The 22,420-nt window shown below is 62.9% G+C and carries 17 protein-coding genes; 4 read left to right on the forward strand and 13 right to left on the reverse strand.

Annotated elements, in window-relative coordinates:
* Nucleotides 1-2: 2 nt before the first annotated feature.
* Nucleotides 3-1,211: a glycosyltransferase gene (locus LDZ24_RS10225; protein ID WP_248320357.1), complete on the forward strand. Its 1,209-nt coding sequence runs from the start codon at nucleotides 3-5 to the stop codon at nucleotides 1,209-1,211.
* On the opposite strand, the gene LDZ24_RS10230 is transcribed toward LDZ24_RS10225, so the two are convergent.
* The 3 genes from LDZ24_RS10230 to LDZ24_RS10240 all read right to left on the reverse strand — a co-directional run bounded on the left by LDZ24_RS10230 (nucleotide 1,205) and on the right by LDZ24_RS10240 (nucleotide 4,224).
* A complete protein-coding gene (locus tag LDZ24_RS10230) occupies nucleotides 1,205-1,654 on the reverse strand; it encodes a hypothetical protein (RefSeq protein ID WP_248320358.1) in 450 nt (149 codons plus the stop codon). The genes LDZ24_RS10225 and LDZ24_RS10230 overlap by 7 nt on opposite strands.
* Before the next feature lie 114 nt (nucleotides 1,655-1,768).
* Nucleotides 1,769-3,490: an FAD-dependent oxidoreductase gene (locus LDZ24_RS10235; RefSeq protein WP_248320359.1), complete on the reverse strand. Its 1,722-nt coding sequence runs from the start codon at nucleotides 3,488-3,490 to the stop codon at nucleotides 1,769-1,771.
* A 101-nt stretch (nucleotides 3,491-3,591) separates the two neighbouring features.
* A complete protein-coding gene (locus tag LDZ24_RS10240) occupies nucleotides 3,592-4,224 on the reverse strand; it encodes a DapH/DapD/GlmU-related protein (protein WP_248320360.1) in 633 nt (210 codons plus the stop codon).
* 327 nt (nucleotides 4,225-4,551) lie between these two features.
* On the opposite strand from LDZ24_RS10240, the gene LDZ24_RS10245 reads away from it, so the two are divergent.
* Nucleotides 4,552-5,022, forward strand: coding sequence for a hypothetical protein (locus LDZ24_RS10245; protein WP_248320361.1), 471 nt, complete (start codon nucleotides 4,552-4,554; stop codon nucleotides 5,020-5,022).
* A gap of 62 nt (nucleotides 5,023-5,084) precedes the next feature.
* Here the strand turns inward: LDZ24_RS10245 and LDZ24_RS10250 are convergent, their stop codons facing one another.
* The 9 genes from LDZ24_RS10250 to LDZ24_RS10290 form a co-directional block, all read right to left on the reverse strand.
* Nucleotides 5,085-6,401, reverse strand: coding sequence for a glycosyltransferase WbuB (locus LDZ24_RS10250; protein WP_175944729.1), 1,317 nt, complete (start codon nucleotides 6,399-6,401; stop codon nucleotides 5,085-5,087).
* A 171-nt stretch (nucleotides 6,402-6,572) separates the two neighbouring features.
* Entirely contained in the window at nucleotides 6,573-7,712 is a 1,140-nt protein-coding gene (locus LDZ24_RS10255) for a glycosyltransferase family 4 protein (RefSeq protein ID WP_248320362.1), read from the reverse strand.
* 33 nt (nucleotides 7,713-7,745) lie between these two features.
* Nucleotides 7,746-8,702, reverse strand: coding sequence for a GDP-L-fucose synthase (locus tag LDZ24_RS10260; protein ID WP_206466804.1), 957 nt, complete (start codon nucleotides 8,700-8,702; stop codon nucleotides 7,746-7,748).
* Between the two features lie 3 nt (nucleotides 8,703-8,705).
* Nucleotides 8,706-9,824: a GDP-mannose 4,6-dehydratase gene (gene gmd / locus LDZ24_RS10265; RefSeq protein ID WP_244847060.1), complete on the reverse strand. Its 1,119-nt coding sequence runs from the start codon at nucleotides 9,822-9,824 to the stop codon at nucleotides 8,706-8,708.
* 76 nt (nucleotides 9,825-9,900) lie between these two features.
* A complete protein-coding gene (locus tag LDZ24_RS10270) occupies nucleotides 9,901-12,129 on the reverse strand; it encodes a polysaccharide biosynthesis tyrosine autokinase (protein WP_248320363.1) in 2,229 nt (742 codons plus the stop codon).
* 102 nt (nucleotides 12,130-12,231) lie between these two features.
* Nucleotides 12,232-13,386, reverse strand: a complete 1,155-nt coding sequence (locus tag LDZ24_RS10275; protein WP_248322334.1) for a polysaccharide biosynthesis/export family protein — start codon at nucleotides 13,384-13,386, stop codon at nucleotides 12,232-12,234.
* Between the two features lie 50 nt (nucleotides 13,387-13,436).
* Nucleotides 13,437-14,816: an undecaprenyl-phosphate glucose phosphotransferase gene (locus LDZ24_RS10280; protein WP_248320364.1), complete on the reverse strand. Its 1,380-nt coding sequence runs from the start codon at nucleotides 14,814-14,816 to the stop codon at nucleotides 13,437-13,439.
* A gap of 119 nt (nucleotides 14,817-14,935) precedes the next feature.
* Nucleotides 14,936-16,396 (reverse strand): mannose-1-phosphate guanylyltransferase/mannose-6-phosphate isomerase, encoded by a 1,461-nt coding sequence (locus LDZ24_RS10285; RefSeq protein ID WP_241269796.1) that lies wholly within the window; start codon nucleotides 16,394-16,396, stop codon nucleotides 14,936-14,938.
* A 263-nt stretch (nucleotides 16,397-16,659) separates the two neighbouring features.
* Nucleotides 16,660-17,658 (reverse strand): GlxA family transcriptional regulator, encoded by a 999-nt coding sequence (locus LDZ24_RS10290; RefSeq protein ID WP_175944737.1) that lies wholly within the window; start codon nucleotides 17,656-17,658, stop codon nucleotides 16,660-16,662.
* A 1,161-nt stretch (nucleotides 17,659-18,819) separates the two neighbouring features.
* Here LDZ24_RS10290 and LDZ24_RS10295 point away from each other — a divergent pair.
* Together LDZ24_RS10295 and LDZ24_RS10300 are read left to right on the forward strand one after the other, a co-directional pair.
* On the forward strand, nucleotides 18,820-20,757 hold the full coding sequence (locus tag LDZ24_RS10295; RefSeq protein WP_371747417.1) for a hypothetical protein: 1,938 nt from the start codon (nucleotides 18,820-18,822) through the stop codon (nucleotides 20,755-20,757).
* A gap of 162 nt (nucleotides 20,758-20,919) precedes the next feature.
* Nucleotides 20,920-21,372 (forward strand): GDP-mannose mannosyl hydrolase, encoded by a 453-nt coding sequence (locus tag LDZ24_RS10300; protein ID WP_248322336.1) that lies wholly within the window; start codon nucleotides 20,920-20,922, stop codon nucleotides 21,370-21,372.
* A gap of 90 nt (nucleotides 21,373-21,462) precedes the next feature.
* On the opposite strand, the gene galU is transcribed toward LDZ24_RS10300, so the two are convergent.
* Nucleotides 21,463-22,419, reverse strand: coding sequence for a UTP--glucose-1-phosphate uridylyltransferase GalU (gene galU / locus LDZ24_RS10305; RefSeq protein ID WP_248320365.1), 957 nt, complete (start codon nucleotides 22,417-22,419; stop codon nucleotides 21,463-21,465).
* Nucleotide 22,420 lies beyond the last annotated feature (1 nt).

The raw sequence follows: 22,420 nt of genomic DNA on the forward strand, positions 1-22,420 counted from the left end.
CCATGAAGATTTTGCATCTGCTTTCCACCGTCGATCCGCGCGCGGGCGGCCCAACCGAAGGCGTGCTGCAAAGCGGCCTCAGCATGCGGTCGATGGGGCATGAAATCGAAGTCGTCTCGCTGGATGCGCCGGATGCGCCGTATCTCGGCGCCTTTCCGCTGCGTCTGCATGCGCTCGGGCCGTCGCGCGGCTTCTATGGCTTCTGCCCGCGGCTCGTGCCGTGGCTGAAAGAGCATGCAGCACGTTTCGATGCCGTGATCGTCAACGGTCTCTGGCAGTACCATAGCTTCGGCGCGTGGAAGGCATTGCGCGACAGCGACGTGCCCTACTACGTATTCCCGCACGGCATGCTCGATCCGTGGTTCAAGCGCACGTATCCGCTCAAGCATCTGAAGAAGTGCCTGTATTGGCCGTGGGCCGAGTATCGCGTATTGCGCGATGCGCGGCGCGTGCTCTTCACGACGCAGGAAGAACGCTTGCTCGCGCGCGAGTCGTTCAGGATGTATCGCGCGAAGGAAGAGGTCGTGGCGTTCGGCACGCGTCAACCGCCCGCCGATTCGACCGCATTGCGTCAGGCGTTTTTGTCGAAGTTCCCGCAGCTCGCCGGCAAGCGTTCCATTCTGTTTCTCGGCCGCATCCATGAAAAGAAGGGTTGCGATCTGCTGCTCAAGGCTTTCGCAGCCGTACGCGATATCGACGCTCGCGCGCATCTCGTGATGGCGGGCCCCGACGATAGCGAATGGGCCGCGCAATTGCGCACGCTATCGAAGGAACTGGGCATCGAGGACCGCGTGACGTGGACGGGCATGCTGAGCGGCGATCTCAAGTGGGGTGCATTCCGCACGAGCGATGCCTTCGCGTTGCCTTCGCATCAGGAGAACTTCGGCATCGCGGTGGCCGAGGCACTCGGCTCCAGGCTGCCGGTGCTGATCTCGGACAAGGTCAACATCTGGCGCGAAGTGCAAGAGGATGGCGCGGGCATCGTCGCGAGCGATACGGTCGAGGGCACCATCGACGCCCTGTCGACATGGTTGCGCATGGACCCACAAGCCGCGGCCGCGATGCGCGAACAGGCGCTCGCCACCTTCATGCAACGCTTTCACGTGGAAGCCATGTCGAAGGACCTCGCACGCGTGCTGCGGGAAACGGCCAACAAGCGCGACGGCGGCCTCACGCGAGGCATGCTGTCCGCGTCCTTCGAACGTTATTGAGCCGAGCGTAGATAAGCGGCGAAGCGGTTTTGCGCCGCGATGATCTTGCTTGCGCAGTCGTCGTAATCCGAACCCCGCGCCCGTTCCGGGCCATACATGCCGCGACATTGCGCATAAAGCGCGATCGTCGCGCCATTGCCTTTCGCCACGCGCGTCGCCGAATAAACGGGCTTGCCCGAACGCGAAGGCACATCCGTCTCGATGGCCACCGCATCCGCGCGAATCACCGGCTGATTCGAATTCTCTTCGATATAACGCTTCGTGAGCGCCCACATCGCATCGCATTGCGCGGCGTCGCGGCACGCGACAGTCGCATTGCGCTGCGCCACATCGAGCGAGCGCTCGGAATACGAGAACCCTTCCGCACGCTGCGCCTCCTTTTCGGCGGACGAGCATGCAGCGAGCAACAACGAAGCGAGCGCGAGAACGGTGAGCTTTTTCACGGCGAATGAGCGATGAGCAAAGACCGAATGCGATTATAGCGACGACCGTTTCGCCAAAAGAAAACGCCGCCGGTCGTTCGACCGGCGGCGTCCCCTTTCCCCAAACGCCGGCTTTTAAGCCAGGTCTCCCCGCATATGCATTGCCGAAGCCGCCATCGGCAGGTCGGCTGGTGTCTCATTACGAAGCGGCGTGCCCGACGACGTGACGAGCGTGCCGATCGTATCGTCGCCCTTGATGACGCGCCCCAGATGCGCCGCAAGCCTCAACGTCAACGCGGCGATCGTGATGGTCGGGAAGTTCGCGCCGACCGTCGGGAACACGGAGCTGCCCGCCACATACAGGTTGCTCATGCCGTGGATCTTGAGGTTGCGGTCCACGACGCCCTGCTTCGGCGAATCGTGCATGCGCGTCGTGCCCATGTGATGCCACGTGCCTTCCAGCTGCGCGGGCCACGGCTTGCCTTCGAGCGGCTCGTCGAGCGTCACGTCGGCCACGCCGCCGCGTTGCAGTTCGGCCGCGAGATGCGCGACGGTACGGTCGAACGTGCGCTTCACCAGTTCCGTCACCTGCCAGTTCACCTTCACGCGATTCATGCCGAGCGAGTCTTTCTGCGCGGACAGCGTCACGCGGCTGTCGCGGTTCGGCTCCGCCTCGACGATCGTCTGAATCTTCACTTCGGTGATGAGCGGGCGCGGCTGCAACAAGCGCGCGAGGCCGAAGCATGCGGTATCGACCGGATGCGCGAGCATGGTCATGACATCGCCTGTCATGCTGTAGCCGGGCTGGTCCTTCTTCAAAAGCGCCTGCTTCGCGCGAATCAGGGCTTCGGAGCCCTTCGTGTTCTCGCCACGGAACACCGAATAGAACCATGCGCGTGCGTTGAGCAGCTTCTCGCGTTCGAGCACTTGCTGCGTGAGCGCGAACTGCGACGAGATGAACGTGCCATGCGCGGACACTGCCTTGTTCTGATAGTGATACTTGATGTCGTAGAGCTTGTTGCGCGCCCATTCCTTCTTGAACCGCACGTTCGCCGACATGACCCGCGGATGGTCCATGAAATAGCGGCCGACGAGGTCATGTTGATTGCCGACGCCCGCCGCCTGCACCTTGTTCGACGACAGCAGGAGGCGCGCATTCTCGATGCCGCCCGTCGCGAGCACGAACACCTTGGCGCGGATCCCGAAGCGGCGGCCGGACAGCGTGCCGACATCGATCTTCGTGACCGAACGCGCATCGCCGTCGGTATCGATGTTCAACGCGTTCGCGAACAGGAACACGCGCACGTTCTTCGCGGCCAGCAGTTGCTTGCGATATACCTTGCCGAAGCGCACGGGCGGGCTGAACTGCGAGATCGTGTCGCGCACGTTGCCGCTCGGGAACGGATGACGCCGCACGTCCGGGCGATGAATCGCCGCTTCCCAGTAGGCCGGGTCGAAGTTGTTTTCGCCGAGCTGCAACAACGCATGCGTGCGCGCGTAGTAAGGACGCAGCTCGTCGAGCCCGAAGGGCCAGCCGCTGTCGGCCACCCAGTCGCGCTTTTCGAAGTCCCACGGGTCGAGCGGCCGGCACCATCCGCCCCAGCAATTGCTGCTGCCGCCGAGAAAACGGCTGCGGCAGCCATCGGCGAATTCGTAAGGAACCCCAACGTTTTCGCCGCGATACAGGTCGCGCGTTTCGTCGTCGGCGCGGTATCCGCCGCTTTCGAGCAGCACCGCGTCGATGCCTTGCTTTTCCAGTTCCAGTGCAAGCGTGATCCCCGCCACGCCCGCGCCGACGATGCAAACCGTGGTCTCTATGACTGCGCCCTGGTCAAGGCTGCGGCTGTCAATGAACATTCCCCGTGCTCCTTCTTGTTTTATGCTTAAGCGGTGTCGCAGGATCGCATCCGGTGTGTGGTCCCGACAAGATCACTGCACTCTCGACTGCCAATATCCATTTACGCCGGGAAGCGTTTCCTGATGAAGCGCACCGGGTTACCGCCGTATACGCCTTCCGCTTCCAGCGAGCGATGCACCACCGACTGCGGCGTAACGAGCGCCGAGCGGCCAATGGTGACGCCCATCTGCACGACGCACCTGGATGTGATCCAGACGCCGTCTTCGATCACGATCGGTGCGACCTGCAAGTCCATGTTGCCGGCGGCATCGTGCGATCCCGTCGTGAGAAACGTCCCCTGCGAAATGCAGACATTCGAGCCGATGCGAATATCGGTCTGGTTATAGATCCATGCGTCGACGCCGAACCAGCAGTTGTCGCCGACGCTCAAATTCCACGGTGCCTTCACCCGGATGGGATGCGGCATCCGACAGTTCCTGCCGATGCGCGCGCCGAACGCGCGCAGAAATGCGACCCGCACGAACGAAACCGGTATGAGCTTGTTATTGATGAAGCATGCTTCGACGAAGAACCACACGAGCTCGATCAAGAAGCTACGCTTCGCCACGAAATTGCCCGGGCCTGCGCGCGACAGGTCGATCACCTTGCCGCGTCTCGCGGATGCCTCGCGCACGCCGTCGAAGCCGTCACTGCCGGCCGCGCCGATGCCTCGCTCGTCGATCGCTCTGTCCATGGTTCCCCACCCGTTTCGCTGTCCGCCTGCTGCACGTTGCGCGCAAGCGACTCTTTATTGGCCTTGTATGTCGGCGCGCCTTGCACGCGCGCATCCGTGTCGTCTCGCTTCTTCGTTCAAGACTGCATACGGTGAACCGATTATCAGTGAACGTTAGAAAGCGCCATGTGCGGTGCGGCACGGTTGGCCGTAACGGCAAGACTTTTGGCGCTGGCGGCTGATGCATCGCTCTATGCTGCATTCGAACGATCAAGCCGCGTGACGTAGCGTACCGATAAGCCGATGCGCGCTCTGTATAACGCTTAACGTAATCAGCCAGGAGAGACCATGAAACACGAGCTACGCGCGGCGCTCATGCCGCTTCTCATCGCTGCATTGGGGCCCTGCGCGCTCGCTGCATCGTCTGTCGCGCATGCGGGCAACTTCGCCGATGCCGCCATCAGCAAGCAGCAGGCGGGCGGCGGCGTGCCGTCGGAAATGGATTTGCTTGGGAGTCCGGATATCTATGCCGATCCGTACGGCGCGCCGACCAACGGGCGGGGCGGCCAGCGCGGGCCGATCACCAATGCGCAGACGGCGCAGGGCATCTCGCCGACGGACAAGCTGCTCGCGCAACAGAACGGATACGTGGGCAATCCGGGCGCCGGCGCGCAGCTGCGGCGCGTGGGACGCCAGGGCGACGCCAAAGCGATGCTGATGCCGCAAGGCGCGGCCGCCACGCTGTATCCGACGCCCAATGGCTTCAAGGCGCCGGCCAAAGCTGCGCGGGCGCGGGACATCTACAAATCGCCTTATTGATGAAACGACGCGCGGTGGATACGGCGCGTTGAGAATAACGCGCCGTATCACCGGCAAGACTGCTACTCGATCTTCTCGACCTGCGGCAGAATGGGCGCGCGCTCCGCGATGCGCGCGATGGACATGTCGACGGCATCGCTCAAGCGGGTGTCGGCCGTATCGCCGATCAGCGACTTCAGACGTTCTTCGAGCCGCGCGAACACCGACTGCGGCGACAAGCGTTCCTGCGCGAACAGACGCCCTTCTTCGCCGTAGCGCGCACGCAGCGCCGGATTGCGAACGAGCATGGTGATGGCGTCCGTCAATGCCTCGACGTTCTCCGGCGGGATCACCACGCCGCGTCCGGCTACAGCCTCATACAACTCGGTGCCCGGCTGCGCCATCGCGACGACCGCGCGCGCGCTAGCGAACATGCCCGTGAGTTTGGAAGGCATCACGAGATCTGCCACGTCGCCGCGTTGCGGCAACACGTGAATGTCCGCGAGGTTCAGCAACTCGTTGAGACGCTCGATAGGCTGCAACGAAAGGAAGCGCGTGTTCGGCAGATCGGCGCAACGTTCCTGCAGCTTCTTCTTGGTCGCGCCGTTGCCGCAGAACACGAACACGATATCGTCGCGCGCGGCGAGCGCGGCGGCGGCCTCGGCCAACACTTCCAGGCCCTGCTTCGCGCCCATGTTGCCCGAATAGAGCACCACCTTCGTGTGCTCGCCGATGCCGAGTTCCTTGCGGAAACTGCTCGGCCCGTCGATCGGGTAGATCGCCGTCGTATCGACCCAGTTCGGGAAGTGGAAGGCGTCGGCAGGCGCGACGCCTTTCTTCACCGCGCGCTCGACCATCTTGTCCGAGATGGACGAAACCACGTCGAACCGCTTCATCAGCCAGCGTTCGAATGCGAGCGCGCTCTTCGCCGCGCGTGCGTTCTTCAAGAGGCCGAGATCGAACGCGGCGTCTACTTCGAAGTCCTGAATGTGCAACCATGACCGCGCGCCGGTCAGACGGGCGAGCGCGAGCGCGCCCGGCGCGTTCATCAGGCTCGGCGCAATCGTCATCACGACATGCGGACGCCACAGCGCATGCGCGATGAGCGCAGGCAGCGACGCCAGCGCGAACGAGCCGAGATGCAGCATGCGCTTCGCGCCGCTCGGCTTTTTCGGCACCCACAACGGCGCGCGCCACAGACGCACGCCCTTGCGCGTTTCGAAGCGATGCCGCCAGCTTGCATAGCCATCGCCGATCTTCCATTCCGGATAGTACGGCGGCGCACAAACGACGCGCACGTCGTGCCCGTTTTGGGCCAACGCTTCCGCCATTTCCGCCGTGTATTTGCCGGTTCCCGTCAACTCGGGCGCATAGTTCAGCCCGTAGATCAGTATTCTCATGTGGTCCCTCGCCCGACAATCGCGCCCTGAGCCCCGAACGTGCCCTTTCGCCCGCAAAGCGCCAGCCATCGGGACGCGAAGACCGCGACCCGACGGCGTTTCACCCTTCCCCTTTCCGTTCGTCCTCCTTGACGTCTTCCCCGTTGGTGATTTCCACCGACTACCGAACCGTCAATTCGTCAGCAACAGCGCGCAACCCCGCGCGATGTTCGCCGCAGCCGAAGGCGGATCGAAACGCTGAATCACATCGGTACAGCGCTTGGCGACGCCTGCCGTATCCGCGAACGCTTCGAGCGACTTGAGCATCGTCCGATGCAGGCTCGCGACATCGCCTGCGGGGAACGAATAGCCCGACACGCCCTCCACCACCAGCTCCGGCACGCAGCCGCAACTCTCGCTCACGATCACCGGGCAACCGTGACTCAATGCCTCATTGGTCACGAGACCCCACGGTTCACGCTTGCTCGGCAGGACCATGCAGGTGGCGCCGAAATATTCACGCGAGAGCGGCTCGTCCTGAAGGCTGCCCAGGAAATGCACGGCGTCCTGCAGACCGGCTTCCGACACCTGCTTCTTCAGATCATCCCCGAGAGGACCGGTGCCGACTATGCGCAACTCCGCATTCGGCACGTTTTTCCTCAACTGCTTGAACGCATCGACGAGCGTATCGATACCTTTTTCCGCCGACAAGCGCCCAACGAACAGAAACACCGGCTTATTGCCCTGCCGATGCGCCAGGCGATCGTCCACCACCGTCTCCGGCGAGAACGACCGCGGCAGCGCGGCGGCCTGGCACGGAATGAAGATCTTCTCCTGCTTCGCGCCGAGCGACATCAGATACTCGCGGCTGCGCGTGCCGAATGCGAAGTAGCCATCGCACAGCGTAAAGAACACGCGCTTCGGAATGGACGTCAACATGCGGCGCGGATTGTCGCGTCCGGTCGAATCGCAGAACACGGCGCGACGCTTTCCGGTCACGATGCACGCTGCCATCATCGCCCAATATTCGGGGCGGTGATAACCGGGAAGAACCACGAGATCCGACTTCGCCTTGAGCACTTCCCACACGAGACGCGCCGTCATGCGCCACGTCGGCACGTCCTCGTAGCAGCCGCTGTACAGCTTGGTCATCGGATAGCGGTGATACGAGTAGTCGACATCGGAGAAGCCGATGCGGTCGTGCTCCGTATCGGCGATCTGCACCATCGAATAGCGAATGGAACCGGACCCCGCGATGTTGTGCAGCGCCGACAGCACCGCCCCCTTGTGCCGCGACCAGACGACGTTATGAAAGATGGTCACTGAAGCCATTTTTATTCTCCCTGGACTGGATGCCACGCGTTTTCAGGCAGCGACGGGCGCCGGCTGCATGGATGCGTAGCGATCGAGGAAGTCGCGATAAGTCGCGCGAATGCCGTCTTCGAGGCCGGTCGACGCCTTCCAGCCCATGCCTTCGAGCTTCGACACGTCGAGCAGCTTGCGCGGCGTGCCGTCCGGCTTGCTCGCATCGAACACGAGCTCGCCTTCAAAGCCGACCACGCGGCATACCGTGTGCGCCAGTTCGCTGATGGTCAGGTCATGGCCGACGCCGACGTTGAACACGCCTTCGTTGACGTCGCTTTCCATCAGGAAGGTCGCTGCATCGGCGAGGTCGTCGACATGCAGGAACTCGCGACGCGGCGAGCCCGTGCCCCACACCGGCAGCGTCGCGTCGCCGCGCAGCTTCGCTTCGTGTGCCTTGCGGATGAGCGCGGGCAGCACGTGGCTACTCTTCAGGTCGTAGTTGTCGTTCGGGCCGTACAGGTTCGTCGGCATGAGCGAGACGAAGTGCGTGCCGTATTGACGGTTGTACGCCTCGCACATCTTGAGACCCGCGATCTTCGCGATGGCATACGCTTCGTTGGTCGGCTCGAGCGCGGATTGCAGGAGATACTCCTCCTTGATCGGCTGCGGGCACGCCTTCGGATAGATGCACGAAGACCCGAAGAACACGAGCTTCGAAACGTTCCAGCGGCAAGCCGCATGGATCACGTTCGTTTCGATGGCGAGGTTCTCGTAGATGAACGAGGCGGGCATCGTCGAATTGGCGAGAATGCCGCCGACGCGCGCCGCCGCCAGGAACACGACGTCGATCTGCTCTTCTTCGAAGAAGAGGTTCACGCCGCCCTGATCCGTCAGATCGAGATGCGCCTTGGTGCGCGTCACGATGTTGTCGTAGCCGGCTGCGCTCAGACGGCGCACGAGCGCCGAGCCGACCATGCCGCGGTGTCCCGCGACGAAGATACGTGCGTGCTTGTTCATGGCTTACTCGTGATGTTCGAGAGCCTTGAAACCGGCGAGCGTCACGAGCGCGTCGCGACGGGCGATCTGATAGTCCGCGCGGACCATCTCCTTCACGAGGGACTCGAAGGAAGTCGACGGCTTCCAGCCGAGCTTGTCGTGCGCCTTCGTGGGGTCGCCCAGCAGCGTTTCCACTTCGGTCGGACGGAAGTAGCGCGGATCGACCTTGACGATCACCTGGCCCGGCTTGAACTTGGTGTCGCGGTTGTCGACGCGATCGACGATACCCACTTCGTTCACGCCCTCGCCTTCGAAGCGGACATGCACGCCGAGTTCTGCTGCCGCGTGCTGCACGAATTCACGCACGCTGTACTGCACGCCCGTCGCGATCACGAAGTCTTCGGCCTGTTCCTGTTGCAGCATCATCCACTGCATCTCGACGTAGTCGCGCGCATGGCCCCAGTCGCGCATGGCGGACAGATTGCCGAGATACAGATCTTCTTGCAGGCCCACCGCCATGCGTGCAATGGCGCGGGTGATCTTGCGGGTCACGAACGTCTCGCCGCGCACCGGCGATTCATGGTTGAACAGAATGCCGTTGCATGCGTACATGCCATACGCTTCGCGGTAGTTCACCGTGATCCAGTAAGCGTAAAGCTTCGCCACGGCATACGGGCTGCGCGGATAGAACGGCGTGGTTTCGCGCTGGGGGATTTCCTGCACGAGACCATACAGCTCCGACGTCGAGGCCTGATAGAAACGCGTCTTCTTTTCGAGGCCGAGAATGCGGATTGCTTCGAGAATGCGCAGTGCGCCGAGACCGTCCGCGTTGGCGGTGTATTCCGGCTCTTCGAACGACACGCCCACGTGCGACTGCGCTGCCAGGTTATAGATTTCGTCGGGCATCACGCGCTGGATGATGCGCACGAGGCTCGTCGAATCGGTCAGGTCGCCGTGATGCAGGAACAAACGCTGGTCCGGATCGTGCGGATCGCGATACAGATGATCGATGCGGTCCGTGTTGAAGAGCGAGCTACGGCGCTTGATGCCGTGAACTTCGTAACCCTTCTCGAGCAGCAGTTCAGCAAGATACGACCCGTCTTGCCCCGTAATACCCGTGATCAAAGCAACTTTGCGGTCCATGTTTAACCTCTTATTCTGCGGTCTGAAGTTGGCGCGCGGCGACGCGCCATCATTGTTATTTCTGTTATTGCTCGCCTTATTCGGCGATGCTTTCGTAGCCGTAGTAGCCGGCGTAGGTGCTGCCCATCAAAATCTTCGATTGCGGAACGTCGGTGAGCAACACGCCCTTCATGCTCACGCCCCCGTGATGCAAGCGCTTCATCGTCTCGCCGATTTCCTGCACCTGATTCTTGCCGTGGCGCACGACGAGCAGGCTCGTTCCCGCGTGCTTGCCGATGACCGTTGCGTCAGTGACAGCCAGCACAGGCGGCGTATCGACGACCACGAGGTCATACATCTGCTTCAGTTGCTCCAGCACTTCGCCCAGGCGATCGCTGGCGAGCAGTTCCGACGGATGCGACGGCAGCGAGCCCTTGGTGATGAGGTCCACGCCCGGCAGCACATCGTGCAGGATCGCGCTCGACACGTCTGCGCCCATCAGCACATCCGAGAGACCCGGCGAATGACGCACGCCGAAGTGCGAGTGGATGTCGCCGCGACGCATGTCGCCATCGATCAGAAGCACGCGCTTTCTCGTGGATGCAACGAGCGTCGCGAGATTCACCGACAGGAACGACTTGCCCGCTTCCGGACGCGAGCCCGTGAGCATCACCACGTTGTTGCGCGCATCGGCCATTTGCAGTTGCAGCGACGTACGCAGGCCGCGAATGCCTTCCACCGCTGCATCTTCCGGCGCTTGCGCGGCCAGAACGTGCAGACCTTCGCGACGCATGCCGACCTTGCGTTGCAGGCGCAGTTGCTGCGTGCTGCGCGGCACGATGGCGAACACACGCACGCCCAGCTGCTTTTCGATCTCTTCCGGACGCTCCACGCCGCCATACAGCGACTTGCGGATGAACGCGACGATCACGCCGAGCACGAGGCCCACGCCAGCCGAAATCAGGATCACGAGCAGGCGCTTCGGGCGGACGGGATCGTCGGCGGCCTGCGCGTAGTCCACCACGCGCACGTTGCCGATCTGCCCTGCCTTCGCGATGCGAAGCTGTTGCGCGCTGTTAAGCAGGTTCGTGTACAGCTCGGTGTTCACGCGGACATCGCGCAGATAACGCAGTGCCGTTTGCTCGGTGTCGGGCAGCGTCGACACGCTCTTGCCAAGACGCGTCTGCGCGCCGGACAGCGAAGCGATCTGCGCATCCAGTGCCTGCACCGACGGATGATTCGGCGTGAAGCGTTGCGACAGTTCAGCGCGTTGCTGTTGCAGGTCCGTGAGCTTGGTCTTGTTATCGACGATCTGTTGCAGCAACAGACGGCTTTCCTCGCTCAAGTCCACCGTGCCCTGGTGATTGCGGAACGTGTTGTAGCGCTGTTCGGCATCGTCGAGCTGCTTCTTCAGGACAGGCAGTTGCTGATCGAGAAAGGCCAGCGTGTGTTCCGCTTCGGCCGAACGCTTGTCGGCATCCTGCTGCACGTAGCGGTTCGCGATGTTGTTAACGATCTGCGCCGCTTCCTTCGGATTGCGCCCTTCGAGGCTCACGCTGATGATGCCCGATTGCAGCGCCGTTTCAGCCACCGTCAGACGCTGCTGAAGGTTGTCGATGGTCGTGAGCGTGGAGAAGCGTTGCAGGTCGAAGTGCACGCCGGGCGCGCCCACCAGCTTGTCCACCTTCAGCTTGACCGGGCCTTGCGCCGTCATGCCGGTGGCTTCCTGGCCGACCTTGCCGGTCAGCACCACGACGCCTTCCGGATCTTGCAGCGCGTAGGCGCCGTCTTCGCCGGCAACCAGCGTGAACTTCTGGTCGTAGAGTTCCTTCGGCGTGTCGAAGAGCGGCACGCTGATCTGTTCGTTGCCCCATGCGAAGCGCGACAGATAGCCCGCGGGCGGCGTCACGTTCAGCATCGAGAACACGTTGCCGATCGCGCTGCCGATCACCGGAATGGAATGGGGCGCGGCGCTGATGTCGAGGTGCAGGCGGCGCACCGTGTCGTCGACGACAAGGCGCGAACGCAGCAGTTCGATCTGCGCGGCGGTGGTCGATTTCGCATCGAACATCTGCGACACGGCTTGCACCGCGTTGACGTTCGCGTTGGCGTTGTTGTTCGCGTTGGTCTCTTCGACCTGAATGAGGGCGTCCGCTTTGTAGGTCGGCGGCGCGATGAATGCGTAGGCCGTCCCCAGCGCGACCACCGCGAGCATGACGACCGTCACGAGTTTCCAGTTGCCGAATACGGCAGCCAGATAGTCGGATAATCGCAACTCGTCGCCGGTCGAGACGTCCGAGTAGCGTGCATCAAAGTTCATGGCCATGGTCTCGCTCGCTTATTTCTTTGAATGTCGCACAAGGTCTCCGGCGCGCCCCTGCGCGCCGGTCATACTGCAAGAATGTAAGACTTGCTATTGCTATTGCTTTTACTTGGTGATGACGGCTGCCGTCAGACCGGCGTTGATGGCCGGCAACAGCAGGTTCAGGACACGGCTGAAGCGGACGAGCCCGTTGTTGTCCACATAGACCACGTCCTTCGGCTGCAGCTCGAAGCTGTTCGCAAGCAGCATGGACACCGGGGAACGCGCATCGAGCTTGTACACCTCGGGGTTGTCCGTCTGGCCATTGCGGATCACGTACAGCTCCTTCGGATCCGACGTCTCGGCGTTGAAGCTGCCGGCCTGCGAGATCGCATCCGAGAGCGTCAGCTTGCCGTTGCGCATCGGGATCACCGTTGCAGGCTTCGTCACTTCGCCCATCACGTACACGCCGTTGTCTTCGCGCGAATCGATGCGCAGTGCATCGCCGCCCTTCAACAGGATGTCCGCCGGGTTGCGGCCCTTCGCGGTCATCCCGGCGATGTTGATGTGATACGTCACACCATCACGGATAAGCGTGACACGACTTTGATCCGCCGTTGGTGCGAAACCGCCCGCACGGCCGATAGCTTCCGTCAGCGTCATCGGAATGTCGTTGATTTGCTGCGAGCCGGGCGTGCGCACTTCGCCGTCGATGTAGACCTGTTGCGCACGGAACGATGCGACGCGCACCGTCAGCTGCGGCTTCACGAATACTTTGGACAACTCGTTATACAGCTCGCGCTGCACTTGCGATTCGGTCTTGCCCGCGACATGGATCGCGCGGTTGACGTACGGGAACTGCAGGTTGCCGTCGGCATCCACCACGAAGCCGGGCGCGGCATCCGCGGGACGCGTCTGCTGCGGCGGCTGGCCGACCGCGGCCACGAGTTCCGGGTGATCCCACACGGTGATCTGCAGCACGTCACCCGGCCCGAGCGTGTATGCACGCGCCTTGCCGTAGAGGCTCGCGTTCGGATCGACCGTGCTGGTCGGCTGCGCGGCCTTCAGCTTGCGCACGAGCGTGAGATCGATCGGCGTGATCGGAATGTTCACGGCCGTGGCCGGATCGCCCTGGTCGTTGGACGTTTCGGTGAGTGCGGCGGGCCTGTCCATGTGCATGCCCGGTGCGAGCGCGCAGCCCGCGAAGATGACACAGAGTGAAGCGGCCGCTGCCAGGCTCGAGAGCCGGAAGACGCCCGACACGTTCGTATTGGCGGCCATGGATGTGGTGCCCGGTTGTTGTTGGTTGTGCATGATGGTCGTCCCCTGCATCAATATGCGTTGGTGTGGCGTAGTCCCTTGAAGATCGTAGCGGCGATGATTCTCATATCGAGTCCGAACGACCAGTTACCGAGGTAGTACAAATCGTGAGCGACGCGTCCTTCCATTTTTTCAATCAGATCAGTTTCCCCGCGAAAGCCGTTGACCTGGGCCCAGCCGGTGATGCCCGGCTTGATCCGGTAACGATGGATATACCCCGACACGACCTTCTGATACAGGTCGTCATGCTCCAGTGCGTGCGGACGCGGGCCCACAACGGACATGTCGCCGAGCAGAACGTTGAAGAACTGCGGCAGCTCATCGAGGCTGGTACGGCGCAGAAATGCTCCCACACGGGTCACGCGCGGATCGTTGCGCGTGGCCTGGCGAAGCACGCCGGCCTGTTCCGTATGCACACGCATGGAACGGAACTTGTAGATCTTGAAGACGCGGCCATCCGCGCCCTTGCGACGTTGCGTGAAGAGCACCGGCCCGCGCGACGTGAGCTTGATCGCAATGGCGATGGCGATCAGCAACGGCGACACGGCGATGATCGCAAGCAGTGCGAACAGACGGTCGAAGATTTCCTTTTGCAACAGCGCGCTTTGCGACAGCGGCGAAGCCACGAGATTGATCGCCGTTTCCCCGAGCAGATCGGTCACGCCCGCTTCGAAGAGCGCGAGACTGCGCACATCCGGAAGGAAACGCACGTTGACGAGATCGTCGCGGAACTCGTTCACGAAGCGCAGGATGGTGCGCTCCTCCGACAACGGCAACGCGAGCCACACCTCATGCACGTTCTGCGTGCGCACGAAGTTCACGAACGCGTCGTAGTCTTCGTACACCGGAACGCGCGTGTTGAGCCGGCCGGCTTCCGGCGCCACGTTCAGCGCGGCGGTGACACGAAAGCCTGAGTTCTTCGCGCGGTCCAGCTTCTTCGCGATGGAGTTGCCATGCCTGCCGCAACCCACGATCGCCACCTGGTGCAGGTTCATGCCCGCGTTGCGCATGCGCGCCAGCACGACGTGCATGGCGAGCCGCCCCGCGATCATGAGCCCGCCCGATACCGCCGTCCAATAGGCGAACCAGAGGCGCGACACATAGTCGAGGCGGTGCAGCGAGAACATCAGCGCAAGCGCGCAGCCCTGCACGACCAGCCAGCCGAGCGACACCTGGCAGGCGAGCATCACCTTGCTGCGGCCGCGCCATGATTCATAGACGCCGAAGCCCGGAAACAGCGCAAGCGAAAACGCCGCCGCGAACGCGACGAACGCTGCCGAATGCGCATGTGCCTCTATGTACTCGAACCTGATCTGCGACGCCACCGCCGCGCCGCCGACGATCATGGCGACGTCGAACAGGCGCGCGAGCAACCCTTGTAAATCGCGCATGTCTCTTCCCCGAACGATTCAACTTGCAAAAGAACTACCTGTGTCTCCTCCTCGCATGCCGGTCTTGGTGTGTTGCCTGCCGTTGCAAGAAAGCTGTCTCACTGCCCCCGAAGCGCTACTCAGTTGCGGCCGTACTTGTCGTCGAAACGCACGATGTCGTCCTCGCCGAGATAGCTGCCCGACTGCACTTCGATGATTTCGAGCGGCACCTTTCCCGGGTTCTCCAGACGATGCCGCACGCCGAGCGGAATGAACGTGGATTCGTTCTCGCTCAGGAGGAACTCTTCTTCGCCGCGCGTGACGAGCGCCGTACCGCACACGACGATCCAGTGCTCCGCGCGATGGTGATGCATCTGCAGCGACAGGCGCGCGCCCGGCGCCACGACGATGCGCTTCACCTGGAAGCGGTCGCCATGCTCGATGGAATCGTAGAAACCCCACGGGCGGCGCACCTTGCGATGCGTGTCCGCTTCGGGCGCATGCTGCTCGCGGATGCGGGCGACGAGGCCCTTGATGTCCTGCACGCGCGAACGGTCCGCGACGAGCACGGCGTCATCCGTTTCCACGACGATGATGTTGGTCGTGCCCACGCAAGCGACGAGACGTCCGCCTTCCGAGCGCGCATAGCTGGAGGTCGCGCCTTCGAACACCACGCGGCCGCTCGCCACGTTGCCCGAGTCGTCCTTGTCCATCGCGTCCCACACGGCGTCCCACGAGCCGAGGTCCGACCAGCCCGCGACGAGCGGCACGACCACGCCTTCGAACGGCGCGTTCGCGGTGCCGATGTGCTCCATCACTGCGTAGTCGATCGAATCGGACGGCGCGCGGCCGAACTCGCCCGCGTTCGGACGGAAGAACTTGCCGTCGGCCTTGCCTTCGCTCAGGGCCGCGCAACAGGCCGCGTGCATGTCGGCGTTGAGCGCTTGCAGCGCCGCCAGCCACACGCTCGCGCGCACCACGAAAATGCCGCTGTTCCACCAGTACGTGCCCGCCGCGACGTATTGCGCGGCCACTTCGGCGGCCGGCTTCTCGACGAAACGCTGGATCTGATGCGCGCCGTCTTCGAGCGCGTCGCCGAGACGGATATAGCCGAAGCCGGTGTCGGGGCGCGTCGGCGGAATGCCGAGCGTCGCGATCATGCCGCGCTCCGCGTAGCCCGCCGCGATCTCGATCGCGCGATGCAGCGCGGGGATGTCCGCGATGGAGTGATCGGCGGGCATCGCCACCATGATCGCGTCGCGGCCGTCCTTGCATGCGGCGAGCGCGGCGAGCGTGAGCGCGGGCGCCGTATCGCGGCGCGCGGGCTCGACGATGATCTGCGCCGTCACGCCGCTTTCGCGCGTCTGCTCTTCCGTCGTGAAGCGATGCTCTTCGCCGCATACGATGATCGGCTCGGCGCTGACATCGAAGCCGCCCTTGAAGCCTTTCATGCGCGAAACGGTCGCTTGCAGAAGCGAGTCGCGGCCGACAATGCCGATCAACTGCTTCGGAAACTGCTCACGGGACATCGGCCACAGGCGCGTGCCCGAGCCGCCGGCGAGAATGACCGGCACGATCCGGCGGCAAGGCTCGGCCGTCATGACCGAGCCTGCCTCCTCACCGCTCCTACCTACCATCACCTCACCTTCCGTGCGTGCCTCATTACTCATCGTAGGACTCCTGCCTGCATGTTCGTGTGCGCGGCGCTGTGTGCCACTGGCCGCCCGAGAATGATTGGCCCGCGGACCAAGATGGTCCGGCCAAATGTTCGACGCTTTGCGCCACCCCTGTCCGCTATCACACACAGTGCGGCGCGCATTCTTGTACCTTCGACCTTCTGTCTCCTGCCATGCCGTGCCGCGCTTTAGCCGTTGGCTTCGCGCCGGCTCTGCATCCGGTATTCGGTGGGCGAGATCAGAAGACGCTTGCGGAAAATCTTGGCGAGCCGGTCGCCGTTGCCCATGCCGCTGCGCCGCGCGATCTTGTCCACCGGCAGTTCCGAGTCGGTGAGCAGCGCGCAGGTGACGGCGAGGCGTGCCTGAAGCAAATAGTCCGATGGCGTGATGCCCATCTCGATCTTGAAGCGGCGCAGGAAGTTGCGCTCGCTCATCGCGGCGACCTGCGCGGCATCGACCACGGAAATGGGCCGCTCGCAGTTGTCCTGGAGCCAGCGCGCCGCCGCGCGAATCTTGTCGCCCGCGGATGCCGCGCCGCTGTCGCCGAGAATCGACACGAGCTTCGCAGCCGAGCCCGGCATCAGGCGTTCGGCGACACTGCGCGATACGTCGAGACCGAGATCGCGCTTCACGAGCATGAGCGCGCCCTTCATCGACTCGTAGCGGTCGCCGCCGTCGGCGGACGCGTCGTCGCGCAGCTGGATCATCGCGTTGCCGTAGCGCGCCTGAGCATCGCCCGCGCCGCCGATGCCTGCTGCTTCGAGCACCTTGCGGCCTTCGGAGATCGCCTTCACGACCGTGGTCTTCGAATTCATGCGGCGCACCCATTCGACGATGCGCTCGTCCTTCGCCGCTTCTTCGGCGCCGCGGCCGCCCGCGACGAAGAGCGCGTCGAAGCCGCCGTAGTGGCGCGCGTCCAGCCCGTCGGTCCAGACGCGTACCGACGAGGCGCATGCGACGTTGCCGCCTTCGACGGACAGGAATCGCACGTCATAGGTGCATTCGGCGCGCGTCTTCAACGACGACAGTTCGTTGGCCATGTGAAACACTTCAGCGACGATTCCCGCGCCCAAAAGCGAGAATCCGTCGAACAGCAAAATCGCGATGCGTTTGACCTCGACCTGCGACGGTCGCGTCGAGGGAGGCGTCCAACCCATCACAGCGGGTTCGAGTGTGGCGTAAGGCATGGTCATCCTCTGCAGCTTTGTTTCCAGGGTGCGGAAGAGTTACTCGGCCATTGCGTTGCATCAAGGCGTTTCCCGAACTTCGCCGGGTTGCCGTGACCGATGGGAACGAGACGTTGGCGGAATCGGTCCGCTGGTGTGAATAATAAGCAGACAGAGATTATTTGTGGGCTGATTTTCGCGCCTGAACCACAAAACCTGTCCGGTTATGAGGGTGAGCGCACATTGATAACCCCTTTGGAATCCGGATGACCGCGCTTATCAAAGCGAATCGGAAAAGATTTGCCGATTCATCATACAAACGGTTACACGATTCTTCGTTGCGCTGTAAATAGCGTTCTGTGCGATGGAACACCGACCCGCCCGCAAACCCTCGCCGGTCGGCCCTGAGCGGCTCCCGGGCTAATTGCGGCGTGTCCGTTGGACGGCGAAACTGATTCATCCGTGAAACATCGAGCGAGAAGGTAAGCAGTCGATGTACAGAGCTAATCGGCAATTCCTGGTTCATACCGGGCGAAGCTGTTCCGCGCCTAATGCAATTTCCGCGCAAGGCAGTTAATGCACTTTCGAAGAGTCGATTAATTCCACTTCGCTTTAATAATCTCACCTGAAACGAAAAGCGATCACTCGTTAAAATACCGGCGGATTAATTATTAAACAACATAATCGACGGTTTCAAATAAGCGCCGATGACGCGGCGCAAACGACGCCGGAAGCCCTGAACGCACCGCACACGCGGGGCTTCGCGCTTCGGACATTTCCGCCATTTGCTAGTTGTTTGCGGCGGCGCACGGAAACTGAATTAGGCACCGCGCCTCATGGTTTGCATGTAATCGTCGGGTGAAACCGGCGAGTTTGTCCGACGGATGGACTCGCCCGAAAGGGACTTGAAGGCGGACATCGCATGAGAAATCGTCGGTCAGCTTTTCCGACTTTTTCGCCACGCGCATTAACGACTTTGCGGACCGTCCTGTTTCACTTCTGATATGTCGCGCGGCAACGGAGCGAACAAGCGTTTCTTCCCGTGACGCATTCATCCGACGAAGGGCATCCGCGCGTGCGTGCGCGCACGGTCGCCCTTGCGCGCGCGCGCCATCGTTGGGCCGACATCGCGCTTGCCGCGTCCATTACCCGAACGTTCGTACTATGAACCGATATCCGCGTATGCGTCGCCTGGCGATAGCGAGCGCCGCCCTTTTGACGATCACTGGCTGCGACAGTGCGACCTCCGACGAAGCCCCGCCACGCGAGCTGCCCGCCGCCGCCGTGCAACGCACCGCGTCCGACACGCCCGCGTTCCGCTGCGAGGCGCCTGCATCGCCGGTCAGCGCGGCTGCCGCCACGAGCGCGAATGCCGCCATCATCGAAGCCGATACGCCCGGCAGCGACGGCACCCGCATGTTCCCGCTCGATGCGCCGCTGCGCATTGCGATCACCACGCGCGCCCCATCCGACGACACGGTGAACTGGCAGATCCGCGACGCATGGAACACGGTGAAGGCAAGCGGCCGCTTCGCCGTCGATGCGCGAGCCGCGACGGTCACGCTCACGTGCAGGTCTCGCGCGTCGGGCTACTTCGCGGTGAGCGCGTCGCTCGAATCGGGCAAGCAGGCGTTGCCGACGCGCGGGACGCGGCCCGCTGGAATCGCCACGTTCGGCGTGTTGCCGGACGTGGCGTCGGCGCTGCCCGCCGTGACGTTCGCGCGGCCGGACGAGCATCGATTCGGCGGCCAGGGCGCGGCGTATCTGAAGCCGGGCGAAGGATGCTGCTCCGGCGACGGCTATCGCCCGCTGTATCCGGATCTCGGCCTCGCGTGGGTCAACGACAACCGCAACTGGTATATGACGGAGGAGAAAGGGCCGAACACGTTCGACGCATCCAAGGACAATCTCGCGCCCTTCTTCAAGCCCGGCGATCTGTTGCGCCTGATTCAACTCGACGGCATTCCCGCCTGGGCGAGCCCGACCAAGACGACCACGCACAGCTACGCGCCCGCATCGCTCGATGCCTACCGCGACTATATGAAGCGCGTCGGCGAAGAATCGAACGCGGTGCAGAAGCGCTGGTTCCCCCGACAGGCGCACAACTATTATCAGGTGACGTGGGAGCCGGATTATGAAGGCGGCCTGCCGTGGCGCGACTCCGATGCGAATCTCGTCGCGATGTACAAGGCCACGCACGAAGCCATTCACGCGGGCGATCCGAACGCGGTCGTGATGGGACTCACGCTTTCGAACCTCGCGTCGAACGCGGCGTGGCTCAGGCGTCTTGCGCCGCTCGGCATCGGCAAGTATCTGGATGGCGTGAGCGCGCATGGCTATTACGACGTGGGCACGTCGCCGTCGCATCCGCCTGAACGCTTCGATGCGAACCCGACAACGGCCGCCAAAGCCATGCCCGCGGCCATGCGCGAATTGCGCCGCACGATGAGCGAGGTCGTGAAGCCAGGCGCGAAGCTGTTCGTCACGGAAACGGGCGTGAGCTACGACATCGGCAGCAAGTACGGGCCGAACACGCCGAACTGGAACGTGCTGTACGCGCAAGGCGCGGTGCTCGCGCGCACGCATCTGATGCTGCTCGGCGAAGGCGCGGATGTGAGCTTTGTCTTCTATGCGGCCGATCCGCCCGAGGTGGGCTACGGCGTGTTCTTCGATCTCGTCAACGCGCAAGGCGGCTATGGCCAGAAGCTCATCAGCCCGAAACCGGCCGCCATGGCCGTGGCCGCGATGACGCGCATCATCGACGGCACGACGACGCTCGGCTATCTCAACGGAACGCCCAAGGGCGTCTATGCGTATGCGTTCCAGCGGCTCGATGGCGGCAAGGTGGTCACGGCGCTCTGGTCGCACAGCAACACCTCGTGGCCCGGCGCGAACGGCTTCGACGCGACGCGTGCGGTGAACTACAGCCTCGCCGTGGATGCGCCGGGCAAGTCCGGAACGGTGACGGTGTTCGACATGATGGGCAACGCATCGACGATGCCGTATAGCGACGGCCGCGTGGCGCTCAAGCTGACCGAAGCGCCGGTCTACGTGGTCTCGACCAACGCCGATGTCATGCGCGCGAACGTCACGAAACCGGTGGGCTATGTCGGCCAATAAGTCGATGGCACGACTAAGCGATCTTTAGTCGTTTAATACCAGTGCTGCGGCGGCCTGCCGCATGCACCCTCACGCTACACTGTTCGCGCCGGGCTGAGACGGTTCAGCGGGGACCGGCAACAACATTCATAACGATTAAAGCAAATGACCAACGCAATGGCGATGTTGAGCGAAGCGGATTTCATGACGGTGGTACGGCTCGCGCCGCTCGTTTCGATCGATCTGATCGTGACGGATGGCAACCGGCGCGTGCTCGTCGGACAGCGGCGTAACCGGCCCGCGCAGGATACGTGGTTCGTTCCGGGCGGACGGATCGGGAAGGACGAATCGCTCGATGCGGCCTTCAGGCGCATCGTGCATAACGAACTGGGTGTGGCGAGCGCGGAGCGATCGTCCGCGCGATTCTATGGCGTCTTCGAGCATCGCTACGACGACAATTTCGCGGGCACGCCGGGGTTCGGCACGCATTACATCGTGCTGGCTTACGCAATGAGCTTGAGTGGTTCGGTGCCGATCGGACGGTTCGATCAGCATAGCGGCTACGAGTGGCTACTCGCGGATGAACTGCTGGCACGCGAGGACGTGCATGAGAACACGAAGGCGTATTTCCGGTAACTTCGTGCGGTAACTGCGTGGGGCAACTGCGCGGCAACTGCATAACCGCTTCGAGGCGCGATCAGCGCCTCGAAGCGTATTCAACACTACTTAGGCATCGACCGGAAGCTCGTCTTCGGCATCACCGGATTCGAGGTCGATCTGCTCGACCGCCGGCTCGATCACCGGCGCCGGCGCCGGTGCGAACTGCGAGCGCAGGTACTCCGAGAATTCGTCGCACACTTCGGGGTGGCGCAGCGCGAATTCGACCGTCGCCTTCAGATAGCCGAGCTTGCTGCCGCAATCGAAGCGCTTGCCGCGATACCGGTACGCCAGCACTTGCTCTTGCGAAAGCAGCGTCTCGATTCCATCGGTCAACTGAATTTCGCCGCCTGCGCCGGGCTTCTGCGAACGCAGGAATTCGAAGATGCGCGGCATCAGCACATAGCGGCCGACCACGCCGAAGTTCGACGGCGCGACTTCCGGGTCCGGCTTCTCCACCACGCGCGAGAGCTTGAAGAGGCCGTCGTCCCACGGCTTGCCTTCGATCACGCCGTACGAGCGCGAATCCTTGCGGTCGATCTCCTCGACGCCGATCACCGACGAATGATAGTGGTCGAACACCTCGACCATCTGCGCGAGCACGGGCGGCTGGCCGTCGAGCAGGTCGTCCGCCAGCACCACGGCGAACGGCTCGTCGCCGACGAGCTTCTCCGCGCACAGCACCGCGTGACCCAGACCGAGCGCTTCGGCCTGACGCACGTACATGCAGGTCACATGGCTCGGCAAAATGCCGCGCACGAGTTCGAGCAGCTTTTCCTTGCCGCGCGCTTCGAGCTCGGCTTCGATTTCGTACGACTTGTCGAAGTGATCTTCGATCGCGCGCTTGCTGCGCCCGGTCACGAAGATCATCTCGGTGATACCCGCGGCCATCGCTTCTTCGACCGCGTATTGAATCAGTGGCTTGTCCACCACCGGAAGCATTTCCTTCGGGCTCGCCTTGGTTGCGGGAAGGAATCGCGTGCCGAGGCCCGCCACCGGAAATACCGCCTTGCGCACTTTTAGCATC

This window comes from Caballeronia sp. Sq4a, assembly GCF_023170545.1.
GTDB lineage: Bacteria > Pseudomonadota > Gammaproteobacteria > Burkholderiales > Burkholderiaceae > Caballeronia.